The 25,084-nt window shown below is 69.6% G+C and carries 22 protein-coding genes; 10 read left to right on the forward strand and 12 right to left on the reverse strand.

The genetic code is table 11. The features are described 5' to 3' along the window. Positions 1-16 precede the first annotated feature (16 nt). Positions 17-472: a MaoC family dehydratase gene (locus IEY81_RS07510; RefSeq protein ID WP_189117834.1), complete on the forward strand. Its 456-nt coding sequence runs from the start codon at positions 17-19 to the stop codon at positions 470-472. A gap of 16 nt (positions 473-488) precedes the next feature. Here the strand turns inward: IEY81_RS07510 and IEY81_RS07515 are convergent, their stop codons facing one another. The 3 genes from IEY81_RS07515 to IEY81_RS07525 all read right to left on the reverse strand — a co-directional run bounded on the left by IEY81_RS07515 (position 489) and on the right by IEY81_RS07525 (position 3,735). Continuing rightward, positions 489-1,532, reverse strand: coding sequence for a S66 family peptidase (locus IEY81_RS07515; protein WP_189117835.1), 1,044 nt, complete (start codon positions 1,530-1,532; stop codon positions 489-491). Between the two features lie 446 nt (positions 1,533-1,978). Beyond that, positions 1,979-3,262: a thymidine phosphorylase gene (locus IEY81_RS07520; RefSeq protein ID WP_189117836.1), complete on the reverse strand. Its 1,284-nt coding sequence runs from the start codon at positions 3,260-3,262 to the stop codon at positions 1,979-1,981. A 59-nt stretch (positions 3,263-3,321) separates the two neighbouring features. After that, positions 3,322-3,735: a cytidine deaminase gene (locus IEY81_RS07525; RefSeq protein WP_189117837.1), complete on the reverse strand. Its 414-nt coding sequence runs from the start codon at positions 3,733-3,735 to the stop codon at positions 3,322-3,324. A 179-nt stretch (positions 3,736-3,914) separates the two neighbouring features. On the opposite strand from IEY81_RS07525, the gene IEY81_RS07530 reads away from it, so the two are divergent. From IEY81_RS07530 to IEY81_RS07545, 4 genes are all read left to right on the forward strand, one after another. Then, entirely contained in the window at positions 3,915-5,006 is a 1,092-nt protein-coding gene (locus tag IEY81_RS07530) for a BMP family lipoprotein (protein ID WP_189117838.1), read from the forward strand. 111 nt (positions 5,007-5,117) lie between these two features. After that, positions 5,118-6,632 (forward strand): ABC transporter ATP-binding protein, encoded by a 1,515-nt coding sequence (locus IEY81_RS07535; protein ID WP_189117839.1) that lies wholly within the window; start codon positions 5,118-5,120, stop codon positions 6,630-6,632. Beyond that, positions 6,629-7,900 carry an ABC transporter permease gene (locus tag IEY81_RS07540; protein WP_189117840.1) on the forward strand — a complete coding sequence of 424 codons (1,272 nt, stop codon included), beginning with the start codon at positions 6,629-6,631 and terminating at the stop codon, positions 7,898-7,900. Before IEY81_RS07535 ends, IEY81_RS07540 begins: the two co-directional genes overlap by 4 nt. A 1-nt stretch (position 7,901) precedes the next feature. Beyond that, complete coding sequence (locus IEY81_RS07545) at positions 7,902-9,179, forward strand: ABC transporter permease (RefSeq protein ID WP_189117841.1); 1,278 nt, start codon at positions 7,902-7,904, stop codon at positions 9,177-9,179. Here the strand turns inward: IEY81_RS07545 and IEY81_RS07550 are convergent. Genes IEY81_RS07550 through IEY81_RS07560 form a run of 3 tightly spaced genes read right to left on the reverse strand, consistent with a single transcriptional unit; the run spans position 9,176 to position 11,626 of the window. Beyond that, positions 9,176-10,363 carry an amidohydrolase gene (locus IEY81_RS07550; RefSeq protein ID WP_189117842.1) on the reverse strand — a complete coding sequence of 396 codons (1,188 nt, stop codon included), beginning with the start codon at positions 10,361-10,363 and terminating at the stop codon, positions 9,176-9,178. The genes IEY81_RS07545 and IEY81_RS07550 overlap by 4 nt on opposite strands. Positions 10,364-10,375: 12 nt before the next feature. Continuing rightward, on the reverse strand, positions 10,376-11,398 hold the full coding sequence (gene meaB / locus IEY81_RS07555) for a methylmalonyl Co-A mutase-associated GTPase MeaB (RefSeq protein ID WP_373292222.1): 1,023 nt from the start codon (positions 11,396-11,398) through the stop codon (positions 10,376-10,378). A gap of 21 nt (positions 11,399-11,419) precedes the next feature. After that, positions 11,420-11,626, reverse strand: coding sequence for a hypothetical protein (locus tag IEY81_RS07560; protein WP_189117844.1), 207 nt, complete (start codon positions 11,624-11,626; stop codon positions 11,420-11,422). A gap of 106 nt (positions 11,627-11,732) precedes the next feature. Here IEY81_RS07560 and IEY81_RS07565 point away from each other — a divergent pair, with 106 nt between their 5' ends. Further along, entirely contained in the window at positions 11,733-12,719 is a 987-nt protein-coding gene (locus tag IEY81_RS07565; RefSeq protein WP_189117845.1) for an LLM class F420-dependent oxidoreductase, read from the forward strand. An 18-nt stretch (positions 12,720-12,737) separates the two neighbouring features. On the opposite strand, the gene scpA is transcribed toward IEY81_RS07565, so the two are convergent. Further along, on the reverse strand, positions 12,738-14,924 hold the full coding sequence (gene scpA, locus IEY81_RS07570) for a methylmalonyl-CoA mutase (protein ID WP_189117846.1): 2,187 nt from the start codon (positions 14,922-14,924) through the stop codon (positions 12,738-12,740). Then, positions 14,921-16,711: a methylmalonyl-CoA mutase family protein gene (locus tag IEY81_RS07575; RefSeq protein ID WP_189117847.1), complete on the reverse strand. Its 1,791-nt coding sequence runs from the start codon at positions 16,709-16,711 to the stop codon at positions 14,921-14,923. The genes scpA and IEY81_RS07575 overlap by 4 nt, the downstream gene beginning before the upstream one ends. An 89-nt stretch (positions 16,712-16,800) precedes the next feature. On the opposite strand from IEY81_RS07575, the gene IEY81_RS07580 reads away from it, so the two are divergent. Then, positions 16,801-17,232, forward strand: coding sequence for a hypothetical protein (locus IEY81_RS07580; RefSeq protein WP_189117848.1), 432 nt, complete (start codon positions 16,801-16,803; stop codon positions 17,230-17,232). On the opposite strand, the gene IEY81_RS07585 is transcribed toward IEY81_RS07580, so the two are convergent. The 3 genes from IEY81_RS07585 to IEY81_RS07595 form a co-directional block, all read right to left on the reverse strand. Next, positions 17,229-17,585: a DUF1707 SHOCT-like domain-containing protein gene (locus IEY81_RS07585; RefSeq protein WP_189117849.1), complete on the reverse strand. Its 357-nt coding sequence runs from the start codon at positions 17,583-17,585 to the stop codon at positions 17,229-17,231. The two genes, IEY81_RS07580 and IEY81_RS07585, sit on opposite strands and share 4 nt — an antisense overlap. Next, positions 17,582-19,126, reverse strand: coding sequence for a sulfatase-like hydrolase/transferase (locus IEY81_RS07590; protein WP_189117850.1), 1,545 nt, complete (start codon positions 19,124-19,126; stop codon positions 17,582-17,584). Before IEY81_RS07590 ends, IEY81_RS07585 begins: the two co-directional genes overlap by 4 nt. A 102-nt stretch (positions 19,127-19,228) precedes the next feature. Then, positions 19,229-20,797 carry a sulfatase-like hydrolase/transferase gene (locus tag IEY81_RS07595; RefSeq protein WP_189117851.1) on the reverse strand — a complete coding sequence of 523 codons (1,569 nt, stop codon included), beginning with the start codon at positions 20,795-20,797 and terminating at the stop codon, positions 19,229-19,231. Between the two features lie 224 nt (positions 20,798-21,021). Between IEY81_RS07595 and IEY81_RS07600 the strand changes: the two genes are divergently transcribed. The 3 genes from IEY81_RS07600 to IEY81_RS07610 are packed head-to-tail and all read left to right on the forward strand — an operon-like array spanning position 21,022 to position 24,549. Further along, positions 21,022-21,741, forward strand: a complete 720-nt coding sequence (locus tag IEY81_RS07600) for a succinate dehydrogenase cytochrome b subunit (protein WP_189117852.1) — start codon at positions 21,022-21,024, stop codon at positions 21,739-21,741. 13 nt (positions 21,742-21,754) lie between these two features. Beyond that, positions 21,755-23,809 carry a fumarate reductase/succinate dehydrogenase flavoprotein subunit gene (locus IEY81_RS07605; protein WP_189117853.1) on the forward strand — a complete coding sequence of 685 codons (2,055 nt, stop codon included), beginning with the start codon at positions 21,755-21,757 and terminating at the stop codon, positions 23,807-23,809. Beyond that, positions 23,809-24,549 carry a succinate dehydrogenase/fumarate reductase iron-sulfur subunit gene (locus IEY81_RS07610; protein WP_189117854.1) on the forward strand — a complete coding sequence of 247 codons (741 nt, stop codon included), beginning with the start codon at positions 23,809-23,811 and terminating at the stop codon, positions 24,547-24,549. Before IEY81_RS07605 ends, IEY81_RS07610 begins: the two co-directional genes overlap by 1 nt. An 80-nt stretch (positions 24,550-24,629) precedes the next feature. Here IEY81_RS07610 and IEY81_RS07615 read toward each other — a convergent pair whose 3' ends face one another. Continuing rightward, entirely contained in the window at positions 24,630-25,046 is a 417-nt protein-coding gene (locus IEY81_RS07615; RefSeq protein WP_189117855.1) for an organic hydroperoxide resistance protein, read from the reverse strand. Between the last annotated feature and the right edge of the window lie 38 nt (positions 25,047-25,084).

Genomic DNA, 25,084 nt, shown 5'->3' on the forward strand with positions numbered 1-25,084 from the left:
CGGCTAGATTCCGTGGGTGCGCACATTCACCTCACTCGAAGAAGTCTCCGCCGCCGCAGGCACCGAGATCGGCACCGGCGAATGGCTGCAGGTCGACCAGGACCGCGTCAACGCCTTCGCCGACGCCACCGGCGACCACCAGTGGATCCACGTCGACGAGCAGCGGGCGAAGGAGGGGCCGTTCGGCGGCACCATCGCCCACGGCTACCTCACCCTGTCGCTGATCCCCTACCTCGGCCAGAGCGTCTACTCGCTCGAGACCCCGGGCGCGAAGCTCAACTACGGTCTCAACAAGGTCCGCTTCCCCACCCCGCTGCTGGTCGGCGCGCGCATCCGCCCGCTGATCACCTTCGGCGAGGTCACCGAGCTCCCCGCCGGCCTCCAGCTCGTGGTGAAGACGACCGTCGAGATCGAGGGCTCCGCCAAGCCCGCATGTGTCGCGGAGTCGGTCGTCCTGCTGCTGAAGGACTGATGTCTCCCAGGTCGGCTCAGGAGTAGTCGGCCCACAACCGCTGGGTCGTGCCGTCGACGGTCATCTCGCCGCCGTACGGCACGATCCACTGCGGACGCGTGTGCCCGAACGGCGGGCCGACCACGACCATCGCGTCGGGGTTGTAGCGGCCGACGGTCTCGATCGCCGCGTCCCGCTGCTCGGCGCGCTTGGTCGCCCGCTCCTCGGCGCTCGGCCGGTGCTCGAAGTCGGAGGTCGGCGGACGCGCCACGACGACGGCGTCGACCGCCTCGAGGATCCCGCGCTCGCCCAGCGACCGAGTGATCCGGGCGAACTCCAGCGCCGGGATGAGCTCCTCGGAGGTCTCCAGCAGGAGTACGCCGCCGGCGACCACGCTCGGGTCGACGGGGAAGCGCCCGGCGGTGAGCGCCCACTGGAGGATCTCGATGCAGCCGCCCCAGGTGCGGCCGGTCACCTCGCGCGCCGGACCCGCCCAGGTCCACGGCTCGGTCTTCTCCCGGTCGCCGAACTCGGTCAGCGCCCGCGGGTCGTTCCAGTCGCGCCCGATGTCCTCCGACTCCCCCGGCTCGGTGATCTCGAGCCTCGCGCCGGTGAGGAGCGCGGCCTTGAGCGAGGCCTCGTGGACCTCGTCGAGCCTCGGGCCCGGGCCCAGGTGGACCTGCGTAGACCCGCCGTAGAAGCCGGCGACGCCGTTGGTCCACAGCCAGTTGAGCAGGTTGGTGTTGTCGCTGTAGCCGAGGAACGGCTTCGGGTCCTTGCGGACCAGGTCGGCGTCGAGGTGGGAGATCACCGTGATCTGATCGTCCCCGCCGACGGTCGCCAGCACCGCCCGGATCTCCGGGTCGGCGAACGCGGCGTTCACGTCCGCCGCCCGCTCCTGCGGCGTCGCCCCGAGCTTCCTCGTCGTCGGGTACTCGACCGGCACCAGCCCGGTCACCTCGGTCAGCCGCGTCATCGCCTGCTCGTGGATCGCCGGCGCCACCGCTGGTGCAGCGAACGCAGGCGAGAGGACGGCGACCTTGTCGCCTGCGGTGGGCTTCGGTGGCTTGACGATCTCCATGACCGGATTCTGGCGGGTGAAACCTCCGCTGGTCGAGCCGGATTCGTGAGGAACGAACGAATCCGTGTCGAGACCAACACAGTCCTCCGGCGCTCTCGGCCCGACCGTGTTCCCCGGGAGCGCGCGAAATTCCCGCCATGGCGGGAATCTGCGCTGCTCAGTCGGCGATCGATGGCCGGGAGTGGGGCATTTCCCCGCCATGGCGGGATTTTGCGCGGCCCAGCCCGTCGCCGGTCCTCCCGGGCGGTGCAATTCCCCGCCATGGCGGGGATACCCTCGGCCGAGCCCGTCGCCGCCAACCGAGTCCGGGGCACTTTCCCGCCATGGCGGGAATTTGCCCCACCACCGAGCCCAGCGCTCGACGAAACTGTGTTGGTCTCGACACGCTCGGCCGCAGGCGGCCTCCCGGCTCGACCAGCGGGAGCGCCGGCTCGACCAGCGGAAGGTCAGCCGATCCGGTCGAGGATCAGCGGCGTCGCCTCGTACGCAGCCCCGTCCTCGATCTCATACCCACCCTCGAGCGCGGCGAGCGCCCGGTCGAAGCGCTCGGGCGTATCGGTGTGGAGCGTGAACAGCGGCGCACCGGCGGTGACCGAGTCGCCCGGACGGGCGTGCCAGGTGACCCCTGCACCGGCCTGGACGGCGTCCTCCTTGCGTTCGCGACCGGCACCGAGGCGCCAGGCGGCGAGGCCGACGGCCATCGCGTCGAGGCGGGTGAGGACTCCGGTCGAGGGTGCAGTGACGACGTGGGTCTCGCGCGCGGTCGGCAGCGGTGCGGACGGGTCGCCGCCCTGGGCCAAGATCATCGCGCGCCAGGTGTCCATCGCCTTGCCGGAGGCGAGCACGTCGGCCGGGTCCGGACCGGAGACTCCCGCGGCGGAGATCATCTCCCGGGCGAGCGCAACGGTGAGCTCGACGACGTCGGCGGGGCCGCCGCCGGCGAGCACGTCGACGGACTCGGCGACCTCGATCGCGTTGCCGGCGGTCAGGCCGAGCGGGGTCGACATGTCGGTCACCAGGGCGATCGTGTTGACACCGGCGTCGGTGCCGAGGTCGACCATGGTGCGGGCGAGCTCCGTGGCGGAGTCGAGCGTCTTCATGAACGCGCCCGCGCCGACCTTGACGTCCAGCACCAGGGCACCGGTGCCCTCGGCGATCTTCTTGGACATGATCGAGGAGGCGATCAGCGGGATCGCCTCGACCGTGCCGGTGACGTCGCGCAGCGCGTAGAGCTTGCGGTCAGCCGGAGCCAGCCCCTCACCGGCCGCGCAGATCACCGCGCCGACCGAGCCGAGCTGGGCGAGCATCTCCTCGTTGGACATCGACGCCCGCCACCCGGGGATCGACTCGAGCTTGTCGAGCGTGCCGCCGGTGTGACCGAGCCCGCGCCCGGACAGCTGCGGCACCGCGACGCCGCACGCGGCCACGAGCGGCGCCAGCGGCAGCGTGATCTTGTCCCCCACACCACCGGTCGAGTGCTTGTCGGCAGTCGGCCGGTCGAGCGAGTCGAACGACATCCGCTCCCCCGACGCGATCATCGCCGCCGTCCACCGAGCGATCTCCCGCCGCGACATCCCGTTGAGCAGGATCGCCATGTTGAGCGCCGCCATCTGCTCCTCGGCCACGACCCCCTGGGTGTAGGCCGCGATCATCCAGTCGATCTGCGAGTCGCTCAGCTCGCCACCGTCGCGCTTGGCGAGGATCACCTCAACCGCATCATGTTCCGCCATGCGGACAGAGTAAGGCGCGAGCGCGGCAGGTCCGCTATCGGACCCCGCGCCGGCCGCCACTACCCGAGCGCCTCCGGACCGAAGGCGTCCGGGAGCACCTCGGCCATCGTCTTCACGCCGGAGACGGTCATCAGCAGCAGCCCCGGGCCGCCGTTCTCGGAGAGCAGCTGGCGGCAGCGGCCGCACGGCATGATCACCTCGCCGGCGCTGTTCACGCACACGAAGTGGGTGAGCCTGCCGCCACCGCTCAGATGCAGCGAGGAGACCAGCCCGCACTCGGCGCACAGCGTCACGCCATAGCTCGCGTTCTCCACGTTGCAGCCCTGCAGGACACGTCCGTCGTCGACGATCGCGGCGGCGCCGACGGCGTACCCGGAGTAGGGCACGTACGCATGTTTTGCGGCCTCGGCTGCGTGCTGACGCAGGCCTTCCCAGTCAAAGCCGTCTGCGGCGTACGTCTGTTTCTCGGTCATGGTTCGACCTTAAAGCCTGACCGAAAAGGTCAAGACGAGGTACGAGGCTTAGGCTTCCGCCAGATCAAAAGTTGGTAACCGTTCGCGGAATCCCTGGCGTTGCTCGGTCAATGGGGAGAGCGTTCGGACATGAATGTCCTTTGCGCCGTCACTTGCGGGGCAACGACCTGGAGGCACCAGTGAAGAACAACATCAAGAAGGCCGCCGCCGGCGGCGTCGCTGCGGTCCTGTCCGCTGCCGCCCTCGCCGCGTGCGGTGGCGAAGCGCCGGCCGAGCGCGCTGGGGAGGGCAACAGCGACTACCTTCCCTGCATCGTCTCCGACGCGGGCGGTTTCGACGACAAGTCGTTCAACCAGCTCAGCTACGAGGGTCTGAAGGAGGCGGCCGACGAGATCGGCACCAAGCCGAAGCCCGTCGAGTCCAACAGCGAGAACGACTACGCCGCCAACCTGGAGAGCCTCGTCGGCCAGGGCTGCGACACCATCGTGACCGTCGGCTTCGCCCTTTCCGCCGCGACCATCGAGTCCGCGAAGGCCAACCCCGAGACCGAGTACGTCCTGATCGACGACGCGGCCGACGCCGACTTCGACGGCAAGACCGACGCCGAGAACATCAAGCCGATCCTCTACGACACCGCCCAGGCCGCGTTCCTGGCCGGCTACGTCGCCGCCGACTACACCAAGACCGGCGTCGTCGGCACCTACGGCGGCCAGCCCTTCCCGACCGTGACGATCTTCATGGACGGCTTCAAGCAGGGCGTGGAGTACTACGCGAAGACCAAGAAGAAGGACGTCAAGGTCGTCGGCTACGAGGGCGGCGAGAAGGGCTCCTTCACCGGTGAGTTCGTCGCCAACGAGAAGGCCACCAACACCGCGCGTCAGATCATCGACCAGAACGCCGACGTGATCATGCCGGTCGGCGGCCCGATCTACCAGGGTGCGCTCACCGCGATCGACGACTCCGGCAAGGACGTCGCGCTGATCGGCGTCGACGCGGACTTCTACGAGACCGACCCGAAGACCCAGGACGTCGTGCTCACCTCCGTGCTGAAGAACATGAAGACGTCGACGAACGACGTCATCATCGCCGCCAGCGAGGGTGACTTCGACGCCACGCCGTACGTCGGCACGCTCGAGAACGACGGGGTCGGCCTGGCGCCGTTCCACAACTTCGAGTCGAAGGTCTCCGAGACCCTGCCCGACGAGATCGAGGAAGTCACCGCCGGCATCAAGGACGGCTCGATCAAGGTCAACTCCTACCTGGCGAAGTGACCGCCCGGTGGCCCCGCTCGTCGGGGCCACCACGACGAGGGGGCCGGGCGCACTCGGCCCCCTCGCCACGTACTTGGAATTTCTCCGTCCCTGCAAGGAATGATCCGTGCCATGAGACTCGCGCTTCGAGACATCACCAAGCGCTTCGGCTCCCTGGTCGCCAACGACCACATCTCCCTGACCGTCGAGCCGGGTGAGATCCACTGCCTCCTCGGCGAGAACGGCGCGGGCAAGTCCACGCTGATGAACGTCCTCTACGGCCTCTACCAGGCCGACGAGGGCGAGATCCTCATCGACGACGAGCCGCAGCGCTTCAAGGGTCCCGGCGACGCGATGGCCGCCGGCATCGGCATGGTGCACCAGCACTTCATGCTCATCCCGGTCTTCACCGTCGCCGAGAACGTCATGCTCGGCCACGAGGCCACCGGCTTCGCCGGCAAGCTCGACCTCGACGCCGCCCGCAAGCAGGTCCGGGAGATCTCCGAGCGCTTCGGCTTCCACGTGGACCCGGATGCGCTCGTCGAGGACCTCCCCGTGGGCGTACAGCAGCGGGTCGAGATCATCAAGGCGCTCTCGCGCGACGCGGAGGTGCTCGTCTTCGACGAGCCGACCGCCGTGCTGACCCCGCAGGAGACCGACGAGCTGATGGCGATCATGCGCCAGCTCAAGGAGTCCGGCACCGGCATCGTCTTCATCACCCACAAGCTGCGCGAGGTTCGCGAGGTGGCCGACCGGATCACGGTCATCCGACGCGGCACCGTGGTCGGCGAGGCGTCCCCCGAGGCGTCCAACGCCGAGCTCGCTGCGCTGATGGTCGGCCGTCCGGTCGAGCTCAAGGTGCAGAAGTCCCCGGCCGAGCCGGGCGAGCGCGCGCTGGTCGTCTCCGACCTGACCGTGGCCGACGAGGACGGCCAGGTCCACGTCGACGACATCAGCTTCCACATCGACGCCGGCGAGATCCTGGCGGTCGCCGGCGTGCAGGGCAACGGCCAGACCGAGCTCACCGAGGCGATGGTCGGCCTGGCCCCTCATGTCGAGGGGTCGATCAAGCTCGACGGTCGCGAGATCGTCGGCCGTTCGGTACGCAAGGCGCTCGAGGCCGGCATCGGGTTCATCCCCGAGGACCGCCAGATCGAGGGTCTGGTCGGCAACTTCACGATCGCCGAGAACCTCATGCTCAACCGCAGCTACGACAAGCCGTTCGTCACCGGCGGCTCGCTGAACCTCAAGAAGCTGGACACCTTCGCGAAGGAGAAGCTGGCCGAGTACGACGTACGCGCCCCCGGGGTCTCGACCCTGGCCGGGCAGCTGTCGGGCGGCAACCAGCAGAAGGTCGTGGTCGCCCGTGAGCTCTCCCGCGACCTGCGGCTGCTGGTCGCCTCGCAGCCGACCCGCGGCGTCGACGTCGGGTCGATCGAGTTCATCCACAAGCAGATCGTGGCGGCACGGGACGCCGGTGTCCCGGTGCTCGTCGTGTCCTCCGAGCTCGACGAGATCTCCGCTCTCGCCGACCGGATCATGGTCCTCTACCGCGGGCGGGTCGTGGGCATCGTCCCCGCCGACACCTCCCGCGACACCCTCGGCCTGATGATGGCCGGCGAGACTCCGGAAGGGAGCCAAGCGTGAGTGAGAAGGGGCCGGAGAACGAGCCGGCCGAGACGACGAAGGTGACCGACGACGACGTTGTCGAGGACCCCCAGGATTCGGCGGCCGACACCGACCGCGTCGCGGAGGCGAGTCGCTGGCACGTGGCACTGCGCGAGATCACCACCGGCAACGCGCTCGTCGCGGTGCTCTCGGTGTTCCTGGCGATGTTCTTCGGGTCGCTGATGATCCTCTTCACCGACGCCGACGTCCGCTACGGGATGTCCTACTTCTTCGCCCGCCCCTCCGACACGTTCATCTACGCGTGGGAGGCCATCTCGGGGGCGTACGTCTCGCTGTGGCGGGGCGCGGTCTTCAACGACCTGGGCAGCACCTTCCACCAGCAGATCAAGCCGATCACCGAGACGCTCAAGTTCGCTGCGCCGCTGACGCTGGCCGGCCTCGGCATCGGCCTGACCTTCCGCGCCGGGCTCTTCAACATCGGCGGCCGGGGGCAGATGCTGCTCGGTGGCGCCGCCGCCGCGTTCGTCGCGGTCAAGCTCGACCTGCCGATGATCGTGCACCTGCCGCTGGCGATCCTCGTCGGTGCGCTCGTCGCCGCGCTGTGGGGTGGGATCGCCGGTCTCCTCAAGGCGCTCACCGGCGCCCACGAGGTGATCGTGACGATCATGCTCAACTACGTCGGCTACTACCTGGTCTTCTACGCCCTGACCCGCAAGTCGCTGCTCCAGGCGCCCAACTCGGGCAACCCGAAGTCCTCGCCGATGCCCGAGTCGGCGATCCTGCCGGACCTGCTCGGACCGAAGTTCAACCTGCACGCCGGCTTCCTGCTCGCGGTGCTGGCCACGTTCCTGGTCTGGTGGATCCTCAACCGCTCGGCGCTGGGCTACCGGTTCCGCGCGGTGGGTGAGAACCCGGCCGCGGCGAAGGCCGCCGGCATCAACGTCGGGCTGGCCTACTTCAGCGCGTTCCTGATCTCCGGGGCCCTGGTCGGTCTAGCCGGGGTCAACCAGGTGCTCGGCTCGGTGACCGACGGCGCCACCAGCGGCCTCGACGCCGGCATCGGCTTCGATGCGATCACCGTCGCCCTGCTCGGCCGCTCGCGGCCCTTCGGCATCCTGGCCGCCGGCATCCTGTTCGGCGCGTTCAAGTCCGGCGGCTTCTTCATGCAGGCCTCCGAGAGCATCCCCGTCGACATCGTGCTGGTCATCCAGTCGCTGATCGTGCTGTTCCTCGCCGCGCCGCCCCTGGTGAAGGCGATCTTCCGACTCCCCTCGAAGGAGGCCTGAGATGAGCGCGGTTGCAACCACGGTGAAGCCCGAGGGCGTCGCCGAGCGGGTCCCCGGCCTGTGGAAGACGCCGAGCGTCCTCGGTGTCTTCACCGTCCTGGTGGCCCTCCTCGTCCTGATCAGCCCGCGCAGCGGTGACTCCACCTTCCGGTGGAGCCGGCAGGGCGACTGGTTCTCGATCCCGGACGTCTCGCTGCCCGCCAACGCCGTGGTCTGGGCTGCTGTCCTCGTGTGCCTCCTCTGCACCGCGTACGCAGCCTGGAACGCCTACGCCGGCCGCAAGTCGCCGCTGCTGCTGGTGGCGGTCTTCGCCGTGGTCGCGGTCGCGGGCTTCCTGGCCTGGGCGGTCGCGGGCAAGACCCTGCCGGTGGTCGGTCTGCTCGCCGGCTCGCTCGCGCTGGCGGTGCCGCTGGTGTTCGGCGCGCTCGGTGGCGTGCTCGGCGAGCGGGCGGGTGTCGTCAACATCGCGATCGACGGCCAGCTGCTCTTCGGCGCCTTCGGTGCCGCGATCGCCGCCTCGCTGACCGGTTCGCCATGGGCGGGTCTGGTGGCCGCGATGGTCGCCGGCATGCTGGTCGCCCTGCTGCTGGGCCTGTTCGCGATCACCTACTGGGTCGAGCAGGTGATCGTCGGCGTCGTGCTCAACGTGCTCGTCATCGGCTTCACCAGCTTCATGTTCTCCCAGGTCCTCTCCGAGAACGCGGCCGCGCTCAACAACCCGCCGCACTTCCCGCGCTGGGAGATCCCGCTGCTGTCCGGCATCCCGGTCGTCGGCCCGATCTTCTTCCGGCAGACCGTGCTGGTCTACCTGATGTACGTCGCGGTCTTCCTGATCGCCTGGGCGCTCTACCGCTCCAAGTGGGGCCTGCGGGTCCGCGCTGTTGGCGAGCACCCGAAGGCGGCCGACACGGTCGGCATCAACGTGATCGCCACCCGCTACCGCACCGTGCTGCTCGCCGGCGCGATCGCGGGCATCGGCGGCGCGACCTACACGCTGGTCTCGGTGCCGTCCTTCGGCCGCGAGATGACCGGCGGTGCGGGCTACATCGCGCTCGCCGCGGTGATCTTCGGCAAGTGGGACCCGATCAAGGCGACGCTGGCGGCGCTGCTGTTCGGCTTCGCGTCCAACGTGGAGTCGGTGCTCTCGGTCATCGGCTCGCCGGTGCCGTCGCAGTTCATGCTGATGCTGCCCTACGTCGTGACGATCTTCGCGGTCGCCGGCCTGGTCGGGCACTCGCGGGCCCCGGCCGCCGACGGCAAGCCCTATCGGAAGAGCTAGACGGGACGGCTCAACGTGCGGTGGGCAGCGGCGGCAAGCACCTTGGCGCCGACGCCCACCGCACGTTCGTCTATGCGCAGGTCGCCCTGGTGCAGGTCGTAGGTGGGGCCGCCGGGGGTGCGTACGCCGAGCCGGAACATCGAGCCCGGCACCTGTTCCTGGTACCACCCGAAGTCCTCGCCGCCGAGGCTCTGCGCCGAGACCACCGCGCCGCGCTCCCCGAGCACGTCACGGACGACGCCGGTGAGGATCTGGTGGGAGACCTCGTCGTTGCTCACCGGCGGGACGCCACGGGTGTAGTCGACCGCAGCCGTCACGCCGTAGGGCGCGATGATCTCGGCGACGACCTCGCGGACCACGTGCTCGACCTCGCTCCAGGCGTCGCTGTCGAGGATGCGTACGGTGCCGGCGACCGACCCGTGGGCGGGGATCACGTTGTGGATCTGTCCCGCCGAGACCTTGCCCCAGACCACGCTCACTCCGGCCCGGGGATCCATCCGGCGGCTCAGGATCACCGGCAGCTCGGTGGTCACCTTGGCGAGCGCGAAGACCAGGTCGCCGGTCAGGTGGGGCCGCGAGGTGTGGCCGCCGGTGCCGCTGAGGTGCACGTCGATCAGGTCGGCCGCGCTGGTGAGTGCGCCGGAACGGAGCCCGACGCGACCGACGTCGACGGTCGGGTCGCAGTGGAGCGCGAAGATCCGCTCGACGTCGTCGAGCGCACCCAGGCTCATCAGGTGCAGCGCGCCGCCGGGCATGACCTCCTCGGCGGGCTGGAAGAGCAGGCGTACGCCACCGGGCAGCGGTGACTCGCGGTGCAGGTCGGCCAGCGCGAGGCCGGCGCCGAGCAGCGCCGTCGTGTGCACGTCGTGCCCGCAGGCGTGCGCGACACCGGGGACGGTGCTCGTCCAGATGTCGGTGGTGACGTCGTCGACGGGCAGGGCGTCCATGTCGCCGCGCAGCGCGACGACGCGGGCGTCGGCGTCCTCCCCGCCGAGGTCGGCGATGAGACCCGTCGCCGAGGGACGGTCGACCCTCCAGCCGGCCTTCTCCAGCCGCTCGGCCACCATCTCGGTGGTGCGATGCTCCTGCCAGGAGAGCTCCGGGTGCGCGTGGATGTCCCGGCGCAGGTCGGTCAGCTCGGCGTCGTAGGCATCGACTCGGTCGGCGAGGAAGGCAGCAGGCATGGTCCCGTCAGACTAATCGTTGTCGTAGGCCGCGAGGATCCGGTCCGCGGCCACGGTCGCCGGAAGCTCGCCCGAGAGCACCTCTGCGCGCACCTCGTCGCGGATCGCCTTGACGCCTGCGGAGTGTTTGAGCCGCTGGTCGAGCTCGTCCCGGACGAGAGCCCACGTGAAGTCGAGCTGCTGCTCGGCGCGCTTCGTGCGCAGCCCCTCCTCGCCGAGGTGGGCACGATGCGCCATCACCTGCTCCCACACGGAGTCGACGCCGTCGTCGTGCAGCGCCGAGGCGGTGATCACCGGCGGCGCCCACTCCTCCCGCGAGCGCACCAGCCGCAGCGCCCCCGCGAGCTCGCGCGCGGCCGCGCGCGCCTCCTGGGCGCGGTGGGGGTCGTTGGGGTCGGCCTTGTTGACCGCGATCACGTCGGAGATCTCCAGGATGCCCTTCTTGATCCCCTGCAGCTGGTCGCCGGTGCGCGCGATGGTGAGGAAGAGGAACGTGTCCACCATCCCCGCCACGGTCACCTCGGACTGCCCGACGCCGACCGTCTCCACCAGCACCACGTCGTAGCCGGCTCCCTCCAGCACCGACATCGCCTGCACGGTGGCCCGGGCGACCCCTCCCAGGGTCCCCGCGCTCGGCGAGGGCCGGATGAACGCGTTGGGGTCCACCGCGAGCCGCTGCATGCGGGTCTTGTCGCCCAGGACAGACCCACCGGTGCGTACCGAGGACGGGTCGACCGCCAGCACCCCGACCTTGAGCCCGTTGGCGGTCAGCCGGCTGCCGAGCGCCTCGATGAAGGTCGACTTGCCGACTCCGGGGACGCCGGAGATCCCGACCCGTACGGTCCGGTGCTCGTCCCCGGCCCCACCGCGGGCCGCCGAGAGCTTGGTGAGCAGCTCGCGCGCGATCTCGCGGTGCTGGGGCTTGGTCGACTCCACCAAGGTGATCGCCCGCGACACCGCCGCCCGCTTGCCGTCGTTGATGCCGTCGAGAAGGTCTTGTACGTCGGGCCCAGGCATGGCCAGCACCTTAGCCAATCGCGAGCCCGGCGTCGCGACCTAGGACCGGCGTGGACGCCCACCGAGGTAGGTGGACGCGAAGAGGTAGAGGCCGGTGCCGAGCAGCAGGAAGAGCGGGGGCAGCGGGACGTAGAAGACCCAGCCCGGCGGGTTCATCGCGACCGCGACGAAACAGACCACGACGGTCAGCGTGAAGATGATCGAGGTCCAGCGGTGGACGGTGCGTACATTCGTGTTCGTAGCCATGCCACCAGGCTAGAAATACGTCTCTGACCTGCGCTTCTCGATTCCTGATCGGATGCGCGAGGACCGCGGCGCGACTGGCCACTCAGGAGGTGGGTACCGGACCGGCATGACCCAACTCGGCTACACCCTGTTCACCGAGCAGAGCGGACCGCGCGACCTCGTCCGCTACGCCACGGCCGCCGAGGAGGCGGGCTTCGACTTCGAGGTGATGAGCGACCACTTCTCGCCCTGGCTGACGGAGCAGGGGCACGCGTCGTACGCCTGGAGCGTGCTGGGCGCGGTCGCCCACGCCACCTCGCGCGTCGACCTGATGACGTACGTGACCTGCCCGACGATGCGCTACCACCCGGCCGTGGTGGCGCAGAAGGCCGCCACGGTGCAGCTGCTGGCCGAGGGGCGATTCCGGCTCGGGCTGGGCGCCGGCGAGAGCCTCAACGAGCACGTCGTCGGCCAGGGCTGGCCCGCGATCCAGGAGCGGCACGCGATGCTGCGCGAGGCGGTCGAGATCATCCGCGCGCTGCATACCGGCGAGCTGGTCGATCACCGAGGTGAGTACTTCCAGGTCGACTCCGCCCGGATCTGGGACCTCCCCGAGGACCCCGTCGAGATCGGGATCGCCGTCGGGGGCCAGCGCGCCATCGAGGAGCTCGCGCCGCTGGCCGACCATCTGATCGCCGTCGAGCCCACGGCCTCGCTGGTCGAGGGCTGGAACGATGTCGAGGGCGCCACCAAGATCGGTGACGGGGCGCGCGCGATCGGCCAGCTGCCGATCTGCTGGGACCCCGACGAGGAGACCGCCGTACGCCGCGCGCACGAGCAGTTCCGCTGGTTCAGCGGCGGCTGGGAGGTCAACGCCAACCTGCCGACGCCGGCCGGGTTCGCCGCGGCCACCGAGCTCGTCCGCCCCGAGGACGTCGCCGAGTCGGTGCCGTGCGGTCCCGACCTGGACAAGATCGTCGACGCCGTCTCCGCCTACTGGGAGGCAGGCTTCACCGACGTCGCGCTGGTGCAGATCGGCGACGACTCCCAGGACCGGTTCCTGGCCGAGGCCGCCCGGCCGCTGCTCGAGCGGCTGCGGGCGGCCGCGCCCTGATCAGTCCAGGCGCTCCGGTCAGTCCAGCTGCTCGCGCAGCCGGGCTAGGAGGTCCAGCGCCGAGTCTGCGATGACGGTGCCGGGGAGGAAGACCGCGGCCGCACCCATCTGCTCGAGGGTGGCCACGTCGTCGGGCGGGATGACCCCGCCGATGACGATCATGATGTCCGGGCGTCCCTGCTCCTCCAGCGCCGCCTTCAGCGCGGGGAGCAGCGTGAGGTGGCCGGCGGCCAGCGAGGAGACTCCGACGATGTGTACGTCGGCGTCGACCGCCTGCTGCGCGACCTCCTCCGGGGTGGAGAACAGCGGGCCTACGTCGACGTCGAAGCCGAGGTCGGCGAAGGCCGAGACGACGACCTTCTGACCCCGGTCGTGGCCGTCCTGGCCCATCTTCGCGACCAGGATCCGCGGGCGGCGGCCCTCGGCCTCCTCGAAGTCCTTGGTCGCCTTCAGCACCTGGGTGACCTTGGAGTCACCCGACGTCGTCGCCTCATCGCGGTACACACCGGAGATGGTACGGATGACGGCCTGGTGGCGTCCCCAGGACTTCTCCATCGCCTCGGAGATCTCGCCCACGGTGGCCTTGGCCCGGGCCGCGTCGACGGCCAGCTTGAGCAGGTTGCCGTCGAGGTTGCCCGTCCCGCTGGGCTTGCTCGTGGCACCGGCTGCGTTGGTGATCGCCTCCAGGGCCCGGCGTACGTCCTCGTCGTCGCGCTCCGCGCGCAGCCGCTCGAGCTTGGCGACCTGCTGCTTGTAGACCTGGTCGTTGTCGACCTTGAGCACGTCGAGCGGGTCCTCGGAGGCCTGCCGGAAGGTGTTGACACCGATCAGCTTCTGCGCGCCGGAGTCGAGGCGTGCCTGGGTGCGGGCGGCGGCCTCCTCGATGCGCATCTTCGGGATGCCCTGCTCGATGGCCTTGGCCATGCCGCCGGCGGCCTCGGCCTCCTGGATGTGGGCCCAGGCGCGCTCGGCGAGGTCGTGGGTGAGCTTCTCCACGTAGTAGGAGCCGCCCCACGGGTCGATGATCTCGGTGGTGCCCGACTCCTGCTGCAGCAGCAGCTGGGTGTTGCGGGCGATGCGGGCCGAGAAGTCGGTCGGGAGGGCGATCGCCTCGTCGAGGGCGTTGGTGTGCAGCGACTGGGTGTGGCCCTGGGTCGCGGCCATCGCCTCGATCGCGGTGCGGCCCACGTTGTTGAAGACGTCCTGGGCGGTCAGCGACCAGCCGGAGGTCTGCGAGTGCGTGCGCAGCGAGCGCGACTTGGGGTTCTGCGGGTCGAACTGCGAGACCAGCCGCGACCAGAGCGCGCGGGCGGCGCGCATCTTGGCGACCTCCATGAAGAAGTTCATCCCGATCGCCCAGAAGAAGCTCAGCCGCGGCGCGAACGCGTCCACGTCGAGCCCGGCGGCGAGACCGGTGCGGAGGTACTCGACGCCGTCGGCCAGCGTGTAGGCGAGCTCGAGATCGGCGGTCGCCCCGGCCTCTTGCATGTGGTAGCCGGAGATCGAGATCGAGTTGAAGCGGGGCATCTTCGCGGCGGTGTAGGAGAAGATGTCGCCGATGATCCGCATCGACGCCGCCGGCGGGTAGATGTAGGTGTTGCGGACCATGAACTCCTTGAGGATGTCGTTCTGGATGGTCCCCGCGAGCTGCTCCGGCTTCACCCCCTGCTCCTCGGCCGCCGCGATGTAGAGCGCCATGACCGGCAGCACCGCGCCGTTCATCGTCATCGAGACCGACATCTGGTCGAGCGGGATGCCGTCGAAGAGGGTGCGGGTGTCGTAGATCGAGTCGATCGCGACGCCCGCCATGCCGACGTCACCACGCACCCGCGGGTGGTCGGAGTCGTAGCCGCGGTGGGTGGCCAGGTCGAAGGCGACCGAGAGACCCTTCTGACCGGCGGCCAGGTTGCGGCGGTAGAAGGCGTTGGACTCCTCCGCGGTCGAGAACCCGGCGTACTGCCGGATCGTCCACGGCTGGGTCGTGTACATCGTCGGGTAGGGGCCGCGCAGGAACGGGCTCAGTCCCGGGTAGGTGTCGAGCGCGTCGAGGCCCTCGAGGTCCGCAGGCCCGTACGCCGGCTGGATCTCGATGCCCTCGGGGCTCAGCCACGGCTCCTGTTCTCCGGAGGTCGAGGCTGTCGAGACCTCCCCGGACGCCGAGTCACCCAGGAGCGGGATCCCCTTGAAGGAGCTGGGAATCGTCATGAGAGCTTCTCCCTCGTAGCGGTCAGGAAGGCGAGCGCGTCGACGCCCATCGAGGCGGCGTCGTCCACCTCGGCGTCGACGGCGTCCGGCTTCCCGGCGATGATCACGTGCGTGGCGCCGGCCTCGCGCAGGGCCGCGATCGCGGCCGGCCCCCACTCGGCGTACGTCTTGTCGGCACCGGCCAGGCAGACGACCGGGGGCGCGCCGGCAGCGCGGTACTTCCCGGCGAGGTCCTCGGCGTCGCTGGTGGCGCCGGCGACCTCGACCCCGATGCCGCCGGCGGCCAGGAGGTTGGTCGCGAAGGTCGCCCGCGCGGTGTGCTGGGCGACGGGTCCGAGGGTGGCGAGGAAGACCTTGCTCGTGGCAGGGGTGTCGCGGAGCGCCTCGAACGAGGCGCCGTAGCGCACCACCCGCTCGTTGAGCGGGTCGGCCGGGCGCTCGGGGAGCGTCTCGGCGAGGTTGGGGAACTCGGTGAGCCCGGTGATCGGCCGCTTGCGGCGGGCGATCGCCTTCTCGCGCTCGGCGGAGACGGCGGCGATCCGGTCGCGGAACGGCGAGAAGTCGTGGCCACCGATCGCGTTCGACCCGGTCCACTCCTCCTCGAGCTGGATGAACGCCTCCCAGCCGGCCGCGGCCATGTCGGCGGTCAGCTTCTCGACGGCGTAGGAGCCGCCCGCCGGGTCGGCGACGGTCGCGACGTGGGACTCGTCGATCAGCAGATGAGAGACGTTGCGGGCGATCCGGCGGCCGAACCCGTCCGGCACGCCGTTGGCGGAGTCGAAGGGCAGCACGGTCACCGCGTCGGCCCCGCCGACACCGGCCGCGAAGGCCGCGACGGTGCCGCGCAGCATGTTCACGTAGGGGTCGTACTTCGACAGCATCGGCCGCGAGCTGACCGCGTGGATGCGCATCTCGACGCCCTCGCACCCGGAGAGCTCCAGGACACGCGACCAGAGCTGGCGGGCGGCGCGCAGCTTGGCGATCGTGGGGAACTGCTCGTCGGTGGCGGCGTAGCGGAACTCGATCAGCGCCGCGGCGACGGCGGGCGAGAAGCCGGCCTCGGTCAGCGCGCGCAGGTAGGCGACACCGGCCGCGATCGACCAGCCGAGCTCCTGCACGTCGGAGGCGCCGAGGTCGTGGGCGGCGGTGGCGTCGACGACGATCGCGCGCACCCCGATCCCCTCGGCGAGACGGGCCAGGTCGACCAGCTCGGCGAAGGCCTCGTCGGGCGCCAGCGGCAGGTCACGCAGCAGCGCACCCAGCGGGTCGGCACCGAGGTTGGTCGCCGCGTGGAGTCCGGTGCCCCGCTCGGCGATCAGCGCGAGCAGGTTCTGGGCGACCTTGACCGCGCCGACCGGAGCGTCGAGCACGACGGGGGCGAGGTCGAGCATCACCTTGTCGAGCAGCACGGCCAGGTCGGTGGTCTCGTCGGCGGCCACCCACAGCGAGGAGACCCCGCCGTCGAGGTCGACCAGGGCGGCCTCGTTGGCTGCCTTGGCGTCCACACCGGACAGGCCGGAGACGAGGGAGCGGATGTCCCAGGCGCCGGCGCGCGCGGGGCGGGCCGGGTCGCCGAAGGACTCCCCCGGAAGGCCGAGCGGCGCGATCCGGAGTCCGTCGAGAGAGGTGCGGGTCAGCTTGTCCCAGACGGCCGAGTCGGCGTCGTCGGCGGTGAGCCGACCGCTCTTACGGAGGACGGCAGCCGTCGCCGCCTCCCACTCTGCCTGGGAATGGGCATCCGCCGGCTGGGCAAGGCGCAACGAGTCGTCGCGAGCGGCGTCGTTCATGGGTCGAACCTTAGGCCGCCCAAGTGGCGGTGACCACAAAGTGTGAGGTTTACAACCGTTAACTGAGATGCGCGGCTACCTTCACCGCCGTGAAGGTACGCAGCCCGGACCGCACGGTCTACCGCATCACCCGACGCTGGGTGCCCTGGCAGCGGAGGTCCCGCAGACTGAGCCTCGACGGGGCGGAGGTGCCTGTCGACCCGCCGTCGGGCGACGACCCCTTCAGCATGATCCTGCTGCTGATCTGGCTCGTCATCGCGGTGCCGATCATCCTCGTCATCGTGGCGATCATGCTCCTCACCGGCATCGAGCTGCTCCTGCTGCTCGCGCTCCTCCCCTTCGCCGTCGGCGCCCGCGTGCTCTTCGGCCGCCACTGGACCGTCGAGGTGCGCCACGGCTTCACGCCCATCCACGAGGAGGCCGCCGGCACCTGGGCCGAGAGCGGCGTACGCATCCGGGAGCTGGCGCGGGAGATCGAGTCGGGCAGCGTCCCCGACGACACCCTCGGCGGACTCGTCTAAGGCCGAGCCGCCCACCACGGGCGCAGCAGCGGCAGTCCCGTGTAGACCAGCACCCACACCGGCCAGAAGAACCCGCGGCCGGTGACCTGCCAGGCGACCACGGCGATCGCGCCGCAGACCAGGAACACCAGCAGGTCGCGCACGAGCTGCCGGCTCGCGCCTCCCGGACCCGGCTCGGTGCCAGGCTCCTCGCCCAGGTCGTCGACGGCGGTGGCCAGGTCCGCGGTGTCACCCGCGCCCCAGACCATCGCCGCGCGTGCCTCAAGCTCGAGAGCGGAGAGCCGGCCCGCGGCGTACGCCTCGACGAGCCGTGTCCGCGCAGCCTCTCGGTCGAGGTCGCCGACCCGGGTCACAGCGACTCCAGGTCGAGGGCGCGGCCGGCGGCGTAGAGGTCCTGGGGGCAGGTGGCGGCGGCGCAGTCGGCATAGCGGTCGGCCAGCCGCGCGAGCGCCTTGACGGTCTCGACCACGGCCGGGTCCGCGGCGAGGTTGTGCTGCTCGTAGGGGTCGGAGGAGCGGTCGTAGACCTCGACCTCGCCGGTGTGGAGCCGGGCGTAGGTCCACGAGCCCACCCGAATGCCCGACCACAGCTGCCTGCTCCCGTCGGTGACCCGCCAGCCGGCGACCGGGATCGCCCGGGTCTGCTCGGGCGCGCGCAGCCACGGCAGGATGTCGATCCCGTCGGAGGGGCGCGGCGGCTTCGCGCCGGCGGCGGCCAGCAGGGTGGCGGCGATGTCGGGGTTGGTGACCGGGGTCCGCACCGTCCGGCCGCGCGGGATGCCGGGACCGCTCATCAGCACCGGGATCCGGAGCGACTCGTCGAAGTGCCACAGCTTGCCGTTGAGGTTGTGGTAGCCGCTCGAGTAGCCGTTGTCGGAGGTGAAGACGACCATCGTCCGCTTGAGCTCACCGCTCTTCTTCAGCCCGGTCAGGAGCGAGGCGATGTTGCGGTCCAGGCTGCGGAGGGCCTCCAGGCGGCGCTGGTAGGCGATCCGCACCGCGTCCTTCTTGCGCGGGTTGAACCTCCCGCGCCCGGGCGACCCCTTCGCGTAGCCGGAGACGTCCTCGGGGAAGAGGTTGGGCCGCGCCGGGATCCGCACGCCGTCGTAGAAGCCGCGGTCCTGGGCGTCGGGCACGGTCACCGAGAGCGCGGCGTCGGTGCCTGCGTAGATCTTCTTCGGGTCGTCGGGGCCGGACGGCGAGCCGTGGTGCGGCGCCACGTAGTTCACCCAGGTGAACCACGGCTTCCCGGTGACTCGCTCGGCCGCGATCCCGGCCTTCGCGTGCTCGGTGATCACCGTCGAGGAGTAGCCCTTCGACTTGATGATCTCGCCGTTGACGTTGAACTTCGGTGATCGGAAGTTGTACGTCGACGGGTCCACGGTCGCCCGCCACTGGTCCCAGCCGGGCGGTACGTCGCCGCGGGTCTCGCCCTCGCCGTAGCCGTTGAGGTACTTCCCCGCCAGGATCGTCGAGTAGCCCGCCTCCTGCAGCGAGGTCGCCACGGTGGCCGAGTCGTCGAAGGCCTGATAGCCGCCGTGCGGCCCGTCGATCGTGCGCGCGCCGTGGTTGTGGGCGTACTGCCCGGTCAGCAGCGAGGCACGCGCCGGCACGCAGATCGGCGTCGGCGCGACCCCCTCGGCGAAGGAGACGCCGCTGCGCTCGACCAGCTTGCGCACCTGCGGCAGGTAGTCCATGTCGATGTAGGAGAGGTCGTCGACCGTGATCATCAGCAGGTTCGGCTTCTCGACGGGCCGCTCCAGAGCAGGCGTACGCGTCGGGGCCGCCGCCACGGCGGTCGGCTCGTGCACGAGCCCGGTCACCGCGAGGGCGCTCATCGCGGCGGTCGCCACGGCAGCCCGCCGGCGGCGGGTGAACAGGTCGACGACCGGCATGACCAAACACTCCCAAGTAATACGAGTTATTTAGTCTACTTTAACGCCTAAGCGGCGATCCGCCGATCGACGCCACCGATCGGACGGGCCGGACGGGCCGATTCAGAGACCGGCGAGGTCGAGCGGGCCGCCGGCCGGATACATCTTCTTCGGGCAGGCGTCGCCCTCGCAGTCGCGATACTTCTCGGCAAGGTCGGCCAGCCGCGAGAGCGTCGAGGCGTGGCCGGGATCCTCGGCGAGGTTGTTCATCTCGTAGGGGTCGGCGGCGCGGTCGTAGAGCTCGACGCCACCGTTGCGCAGTTCGACGTAGGTCCACCGGCCGACCCTCACGCCGGACCACAGCCGGGTGGTGCCGTCGCGCGTGGGCCACGCCTCGATCGGCACGACGCGGGTCTGCTCGGGCGCCCGCAGCCACGGCAGGATGTCGACCCCGTCGGCCTCGTGCGGGTCGTCGGCACCCGCCGCGGCGAGGAGCGTGGTGGCGATGTCGGGGTTCGTCAGCGGGGTGCCGACCTCGCGCCCCTTCGGCACACCGGGCCCGCTCATCAGCACCGGGATGCGCAGCGTCTCCTCGTAGTACCAGAGCTTGCCGTTGAAGTTGTGGTAGCCGCTGGAGAAGCCGTTGTCGGAGCTGAAGACGACCAGCGTGCGCGCCAGCTCACCGGTCTTCTTCAGGCCACCGAGCAGCGAGGCGATGTTGCGGTCCAGGCTGCGCGCCGACTCGATCCGGCGCTGGTAGGAGAGCCGGTAGGCGTCCTTCTCGATCTGGGAGGGGTTCTTCCGAGAGGGCGACCCCTTCGGAAAGCCCTCACGCTGCTCCGAGAAGAGGTTCGGCTGCGGCGGGATCGGCTTGTCGGCGTACGCACCACGGTCCTGCTTGTCCGGCACGGGCACCCCGATCGCACCCTTGGTGCCGCGGAAGCGCTGCTTGGGGTCGCCCTTCGCGGTCGGCCCGCCGAGGTGCGGCGCCACATAGTTGACCCACTGGAACCACGGTTTGCTCGCCGCGCCGGGCTCCCTCCTCGCATCCCGGAGGGACGCCTTCGCCTGCTGGGTGATGACGGTGGTGGAGTAGCCCTTCGGCTTCACCACTCGCCCGTTCACGTTGAACTTCGCACCCAGATAGTTGTAGGTCGACGGGTCCAGGGTCGCGCGCCACTGGTCCCACCCCGGAGGCACGTCGTGCTTGCTGCCCTTCTGGCCGTACTCGTTGAGGTACTTGCCGGTGAACAGCGTCGTGTAGCCGGCGTCCTGCAGCGAGGTCGCCAGGGTCGCGGAGTCGTCGAAGGAGGGATAGCCGCCCTCGGGGCCGTGGATCGTGTGGGCGCCGTGGTTGTGGGCGTACTGCCCCGAGAGCAGGGAGGCCCGGGCGGGCACGCAGATCGGCGTCGGCGCGAGCGCGTCGGTGAAGGTCACGCCGCCCTCACCGACCAGCTGCTTCACCTTGGGCAGGTAGTCCATGTCGATGGCGGAGAGGTCGTCGACGGTGACCATCAGCAGGTTGGGCTTCTCGACCGGCATCCGGAAGGCCGGCGTCGCCGTCGCCTCCTGCCCGGTGGCGCGGTCGGGCGGGGGCTTCTGGGTCGGCGCGAAACCGCAGCCGGAGATGCCTACGGCCGCGGTCACCGCGAGCGCCGCCGAGAGCGTCCGGACCCGTCTGGATACCGCCACTGATTGTCCTCATCACACTGGTCGATCACTGCCGGGTCCGCCCGGCCGTACAGAAAGTCTGTCACCGATGGTCTCACAGCGGCGGTGACCTTCGGACGCGTGTTAGGGTCACCTAACACGCGTACTTTGTACTCACCAGTAACCTCACGCGTCCGCACAGAGACGCGAATGTCACATACTCCCTGCCTGCAAGTTCGGCTATCGGGAGTAGTAGCGTGCGTGCCGTGGCAACCACGACTCTGATCAAAGGCGCGCGGTCGACGCGCTCGACGATCGCCCTGAAGCTCCTTATGGCGGCCAGCGGCATCGTCTTCGTCCTGTTTGTGCTGGTGCACATGTACGGCAACCTCAAAGCGTTCAGCGGAGAGCTCGCCTACAACGAGTACGCCGAGCACCTACGTACGTTCGGGGAGCCGTACCTTCCCTACGGGGGTCTCCTCTGGATCCTTCGGGTGGTGCTCCTGGGCTCGCTGGTGGCGCACGTCGGCGCCGCGGTGGCGCTCGCCAGGCGCGCGCACGCCCAGCGCCCCGTCAAGTACGCCGTGAAGAAGAACAAGGCTTCGTCGCTCTCCTCGCGCACCATGCGCTGGGGCGGCGTGGCGCTGTTCGTCTTCATCGTCTGGCACCTGCTCCACTTCACGATCGCGAAGATCAACGTGGGCAAGGGCGGGCAGGCGCCTGACATCACCGAGAACCCCTACCGCCTCCTGGTGAACTCCTTCCTGCCGGAGCAGTGGTGGATGGTCGCCATCTACCTGCTCGCGATGCTCGCGCTCGCGTTCCACCTGCACCACGGCACCTTCAGCGCCATCCAGACGCTCGGGTTCACCAACACCGCTGAGTCGCGTGCCAGGGCCCGCGTCGCCGGCTGGGTCGTCGCGATCGTGATCGCCGGCGGCTTCTCGCTGGTCCCCCTGTTCACCGTCTTCGGCGTCATCTCTTAAGGACATCTGACACATGGCTGCTGGAACCCACTATCTGCCTGGCCTCACCCCGACCAACGAGGCCCCGGTCCAGAAATCCGACGACGCCGCCGGCTACTACGTGCTCGGTGACAAGCTCGTCGACCCAAAGACGCCCACCGGGCCGATCGCGGAGCGCTGGACCACCCGCAAGTTCGAGAACCGCCTGGTCAACCCGGCCAACCGCCGCAAGCTCGACATCATCATCGTCGGCACCGGCCTGGCCGGCGGCGCCGCTGCTGCCACGCTCGGCGAGGCCGGCTACAACGTGAAGTCCTTCTGCTACCAGGACTCCCCGCGTCGCGCTCACTCGATCGCCGCGCAGGGCGGCATCAACGCCTCCAAGAACTACAAGTCCGACGGCGACTCCGACTACCGCCTCTTCTACGACACGGTCAAGGGCGGCGACTACCGCTCGCGCGAGTCGAACGTCTACCGCCTCGCCGAGGTCTCGACCAACATCATCGACCAGTGCGTGGCGCAGGGCGTGCCCTTCGCCCGCGAGTACGGCGGTCTGTTGGACAACCGCTCCTTCGGTGGCGTCCAGGTGTCGCGTACGTTCTACGCCCGCGGCCAGACCGGCCAGCAGCTGCTCCTCGGCGCCTACCAGGCCATGGAGCGCCAGGTCGCTGCCGGCACCGTCGAGCAGTTCACCCGCCACGAGATGCTCGACGTGATCATCGTCGACGGCCGCGCCCGCGGCATCGTGGCCCGCAACATGGTCACCGGCGAGATCGAGACCCACCTGGCCGACGCGGTCGTGCTCGCCACGGGCGGCTACGGGAACGTCTTCTACCTCTCCACCAACGCGATGGGGTCGAACGTGATGGCCGCCTGGCGCGCACACCGCAAGGGCGCGTACATGGCGAACCCCTGCTACACGCAGATCCACCCGACCTGCATCCCGGTCACCGGCGCCCACCAGTCGAAGCTGACCCTGATGTCGGAGTCGCTGCGTAACGACGGCCGCATCTGGGTGCCGAAGAAGGCCGAGGACTGCACCAAGGACCCGCGCGACATCCCCGAGGAGGACCGCGACTACTTCCTGGAGCGGATCTACCCGGCGTTCGGCAACCTGGTCCCCCGCGACATCGCCTCCCGCGCCGCGAAGTACATGTGCGACGAGGGCCGCGGCGTCGGCCCGGAGGTCGAGGAGACCCAGCCCGACGGCACGGTGAAGAAGTTCCGTCGCGGCGTCTACCTCGACCTGGGTGCCGCGATCGAGCGCCTCGGCAAGGACAAGATCGAGGAGAAGTACGACAACCTCCTCGACATGTACGAGCGGATCACGGGCGAGAACCCCTACGAGGTGCCGATGCGGATCTACCCCGCGGTGCACTACGTCATGGGTGGCCTCTGGGTGGACTACGAGCTCCAGACCAGCATCACCGGCCTGTTCTGCGCCGGCGAGGCGAACTTCTCCGACCACGGTGCGAACCGTCTCGGCGCCTCCGCGCTGATGCAGGGGCTGGCCGACGGTTACTTCGTGCTGCCGAACACCATCACCGACTACCTCGCCGACGGGCCGTTCGAGAAGATCGACGAGTCCCACCCGGCCGTGGTCGAGGCTCTCGAGGGCGTCCAGTCCCGTGTCGAGAAGCTGATGAGCATCAACGGCGAGCGCTCCGTGGAGTCCATCCACAAGGAGCTCGGCCAGATCATGTGGGAGTACTGCGGCATGGACCGCCGCGAGGAGGGGCTCAAGACGGCCATCGGCCTGATCCGTGAGCTCAAGAAGGAGTTCTGGACCAACGTCAAGGTCCTCGGCTCGGCCGACTCCCTCAACCAGGACCTCGAGAAGGCCAACCGCGTCGCCGACTTCATCGAGCTCGGTGAGCTCATGTGCATCGACGCGCTCAACCGGCGCGAGTCCTGCGGCGGCCACTTCCGTGGCGAGTCGCAGACCGAGGAGGGCGAGGCGCTGCGTCACGACGACGAGTTCGCCTACGTCGCGGCCTGGGAGTTCGGCGGCGAGGACGGCGCCCCGATCCTCCACAAGGAGGACCTGATCTACACCGCCATCGAGATGAAGCAGAGGTCGTACAAGTAATGAAGCTGACGCTCAAGATCTGGCGGCAGGCCAACGCATCCGACAAGGGTGCCCTCAAGACGTACGAGCTGGACGGCGTCTCGCAGGACATGTCCTTCCTCGAGATGCTCGACCTGCTCAACGAGCAGCTCCTGCACAACGACGAGGAGCCGGTCGCGTTCGACTCCGACTGTCGCGAGGGCATCTGCGGCATGTGCTCGCTGATGATCAACGGCGAGGCGCACGGCCCGGAGGTCACCACGACCTGCCAGCTGCACATGCGCTCGTTCAAGGACGGCGACACGATCACCATCGAGCCGTGGCGCGCCGCGTCGTTCCCGATCGTGAAGGACCTGATCGTCGACCGCTCCGCGTTCGACCGGATCATCCAGAACGGCGGTTACATCTCGGCCAACACGGGTTCGGCCCCCGAGGCCAACTCGGTGCCGGCGCCGCGCGACAAGGCCATGCGCGCCTTCAACACGGCCACCTGCATCGGCTGCGGCGCCTGCGTCGCCGCCTGCCCGAACGGCTCCGCGTCGCTCTTCCTGGGCGCGAAGATCACCCACCTCGGTGAGCTGCCGCAGGGTCAGCCGGAGCGCTACTCCCGCGTGCAGTCGATGATCGGCCAGCACGACGCCGAGGGCTTCGGTGGCTGCACCAACATCGGTGAGTGCGCGGCCGCGTGCCCCAAGGAGATCCCGCTCGACGTGATCTCGCAGCTCAACAAGGACCTGCGCAAGTCGATGATCCTCGGCTGACCCACGGGTTCACAGCAGAACGGCCGCTCTCCTCCGGGAGGGCGGCCGTTCTGGTTTTCTGGGCTGTGCTGTGGGCCAGCTCAGGCAACGGTGAGCTTGACCTCGACGTTGCCGCGGGTGGCGTTGGAGTAGGGGCAGACCTGGTGGGCCTGCTCGGCGAGCTGCTGAGCGGTCTCGGCGTCGGCGCCGGGGATGGTGACCTCGAGCTGCACGGCGAGGCCGAAACCACCCTGGCCGTTGTCGCCGATGCTCACGTCGGCGACGACCTCGGAATCGGTCATGTCGACCTTGGCCTTGCCGGCGACGAGCTTGAGAGCGGAGTGGAAGCAGGCGGCGTAGCCGGCAGCGAAGAGCTGCTCCGGGTTGGTCGCGCCACCCTCGCCGCCCATCTCCTTGGGGATGCGGACGTCGGTGTCGACGAACCCGTCGGTGGACTGGACGTGGCCGTTGCGGGCGTCGCCGGTGCTGACTGCAGTAGCTGTGTAAGTCGGTGTCATGTGCACAACTATATTGCGCACAATCGAATAGCGCAAGG

The organism is Nocardioides luteus (assembly GCF_014648595.1).
GTDB lineage: Bacteria > Actinomycetota > Actinomycetes > Propionibacteriales > Nocardioidaceae > Nocardioides > Nocardioides luteus.

Bases quoted from the DNA above. Each gene is read 5' to 3' on its own strand.
- IEY81_RS07515 (WP_189117835.1), bottom strand. From the start codon at position 1,532: ATGGAGATCGTCAAGCCACCGAAGCCCACCGCAGGCGACAAGGTCGCC.
- IEY81_RS07520 (WP_189117836.1), bottom strand. From the start codon at position 3,262: ATGGCGGAACATGATGCGGTTGAGGTGATCCTCGCCAAGCGCGACGGT.
- IEY81_RS07525 (WP_189117837.1), bottom strand. From the start codon at position 3,735: ATGACCGAGAAACAGACGTACGCCGCAGACGGCTTTGACTGGGAAGGC.
- IEY81_RS07535 (WP_189117839.1), top strand. From the start codon at position 5,118: ATGAGACTCGCGCTTCGAGACATCACCAAGCGCTTCGGCTCCCTGGTC.
- IEY81_RS07545 (WP_189117841.1), top strand. From the start codon at position 7,902: ATGAGCGCGGTTGCAACCACGGTGAAGCCCGAGGGCGTCGCCGAGCGG.
- IEY81_RS07550 (WP_189117842.1), bottom strand. From the start codon at position 10,363: ATGCCTGCTGCCTTCCTCGCCGACCGAGTCGATGCCTACGACGCCGAG.
- IEY81_RS07560 (WP_189117844.1), bottom strand. From the start codon at position 11,626: ATGGCTACGAACACGAATGTACGCACCGTCCACCGCTGGACCTCGATC.
- IEY81_RS07565 (WP_189117845.1), top strand. From the start codon at position 11,733: ATGACCCAACTCGGCTACACCCTGTTCACCGAGCAGAGCGGACCGCGC.
- scpA (WP_189117846.1), bottom strand. From the start codon at position 14,924: ATGACGATTCCCAGCTCCTTCAAGGGGATCCCGCTCCTGGGTGACTCG.
- IEY81_RS07575 (WP_189117847.1), bottom strand. From the start codon at position 16,711: ATGAACGACGCCGCTCGCGACGACTCGTTGCGCCTTGCCCAGCCGGCG.
- IEY81_RS07590 (WP_189117850.1), bottom strand. From the start codon at position 19,126: ATGCCGGTCGTCGACCTGTTCACCCGCCGCCGGCGGGCTGCCGTGGCG.
- IEY81_RS07605 (WP_189117853.1), top strand. From the start codon at position 21,755: ATGGCTGCTGGAACCCACTATCTGCCTGGCCTCACCCCGACCAACGAG.
- IEY81_RS07610 (WP_189117854.1), top strand. From the start codon at position 23,809: ATGAAGCTGACGCTCAAGATCTGGCGGCAGGCCAACGCATCCGACAAG.
- IEY81_RS07615 (WP_189117855.1), bottom strand. From the start codon at position 25,046: ATGACACCGACTTACACAGCTACTGCAGTCAGCACCGGCGACGCCCGC.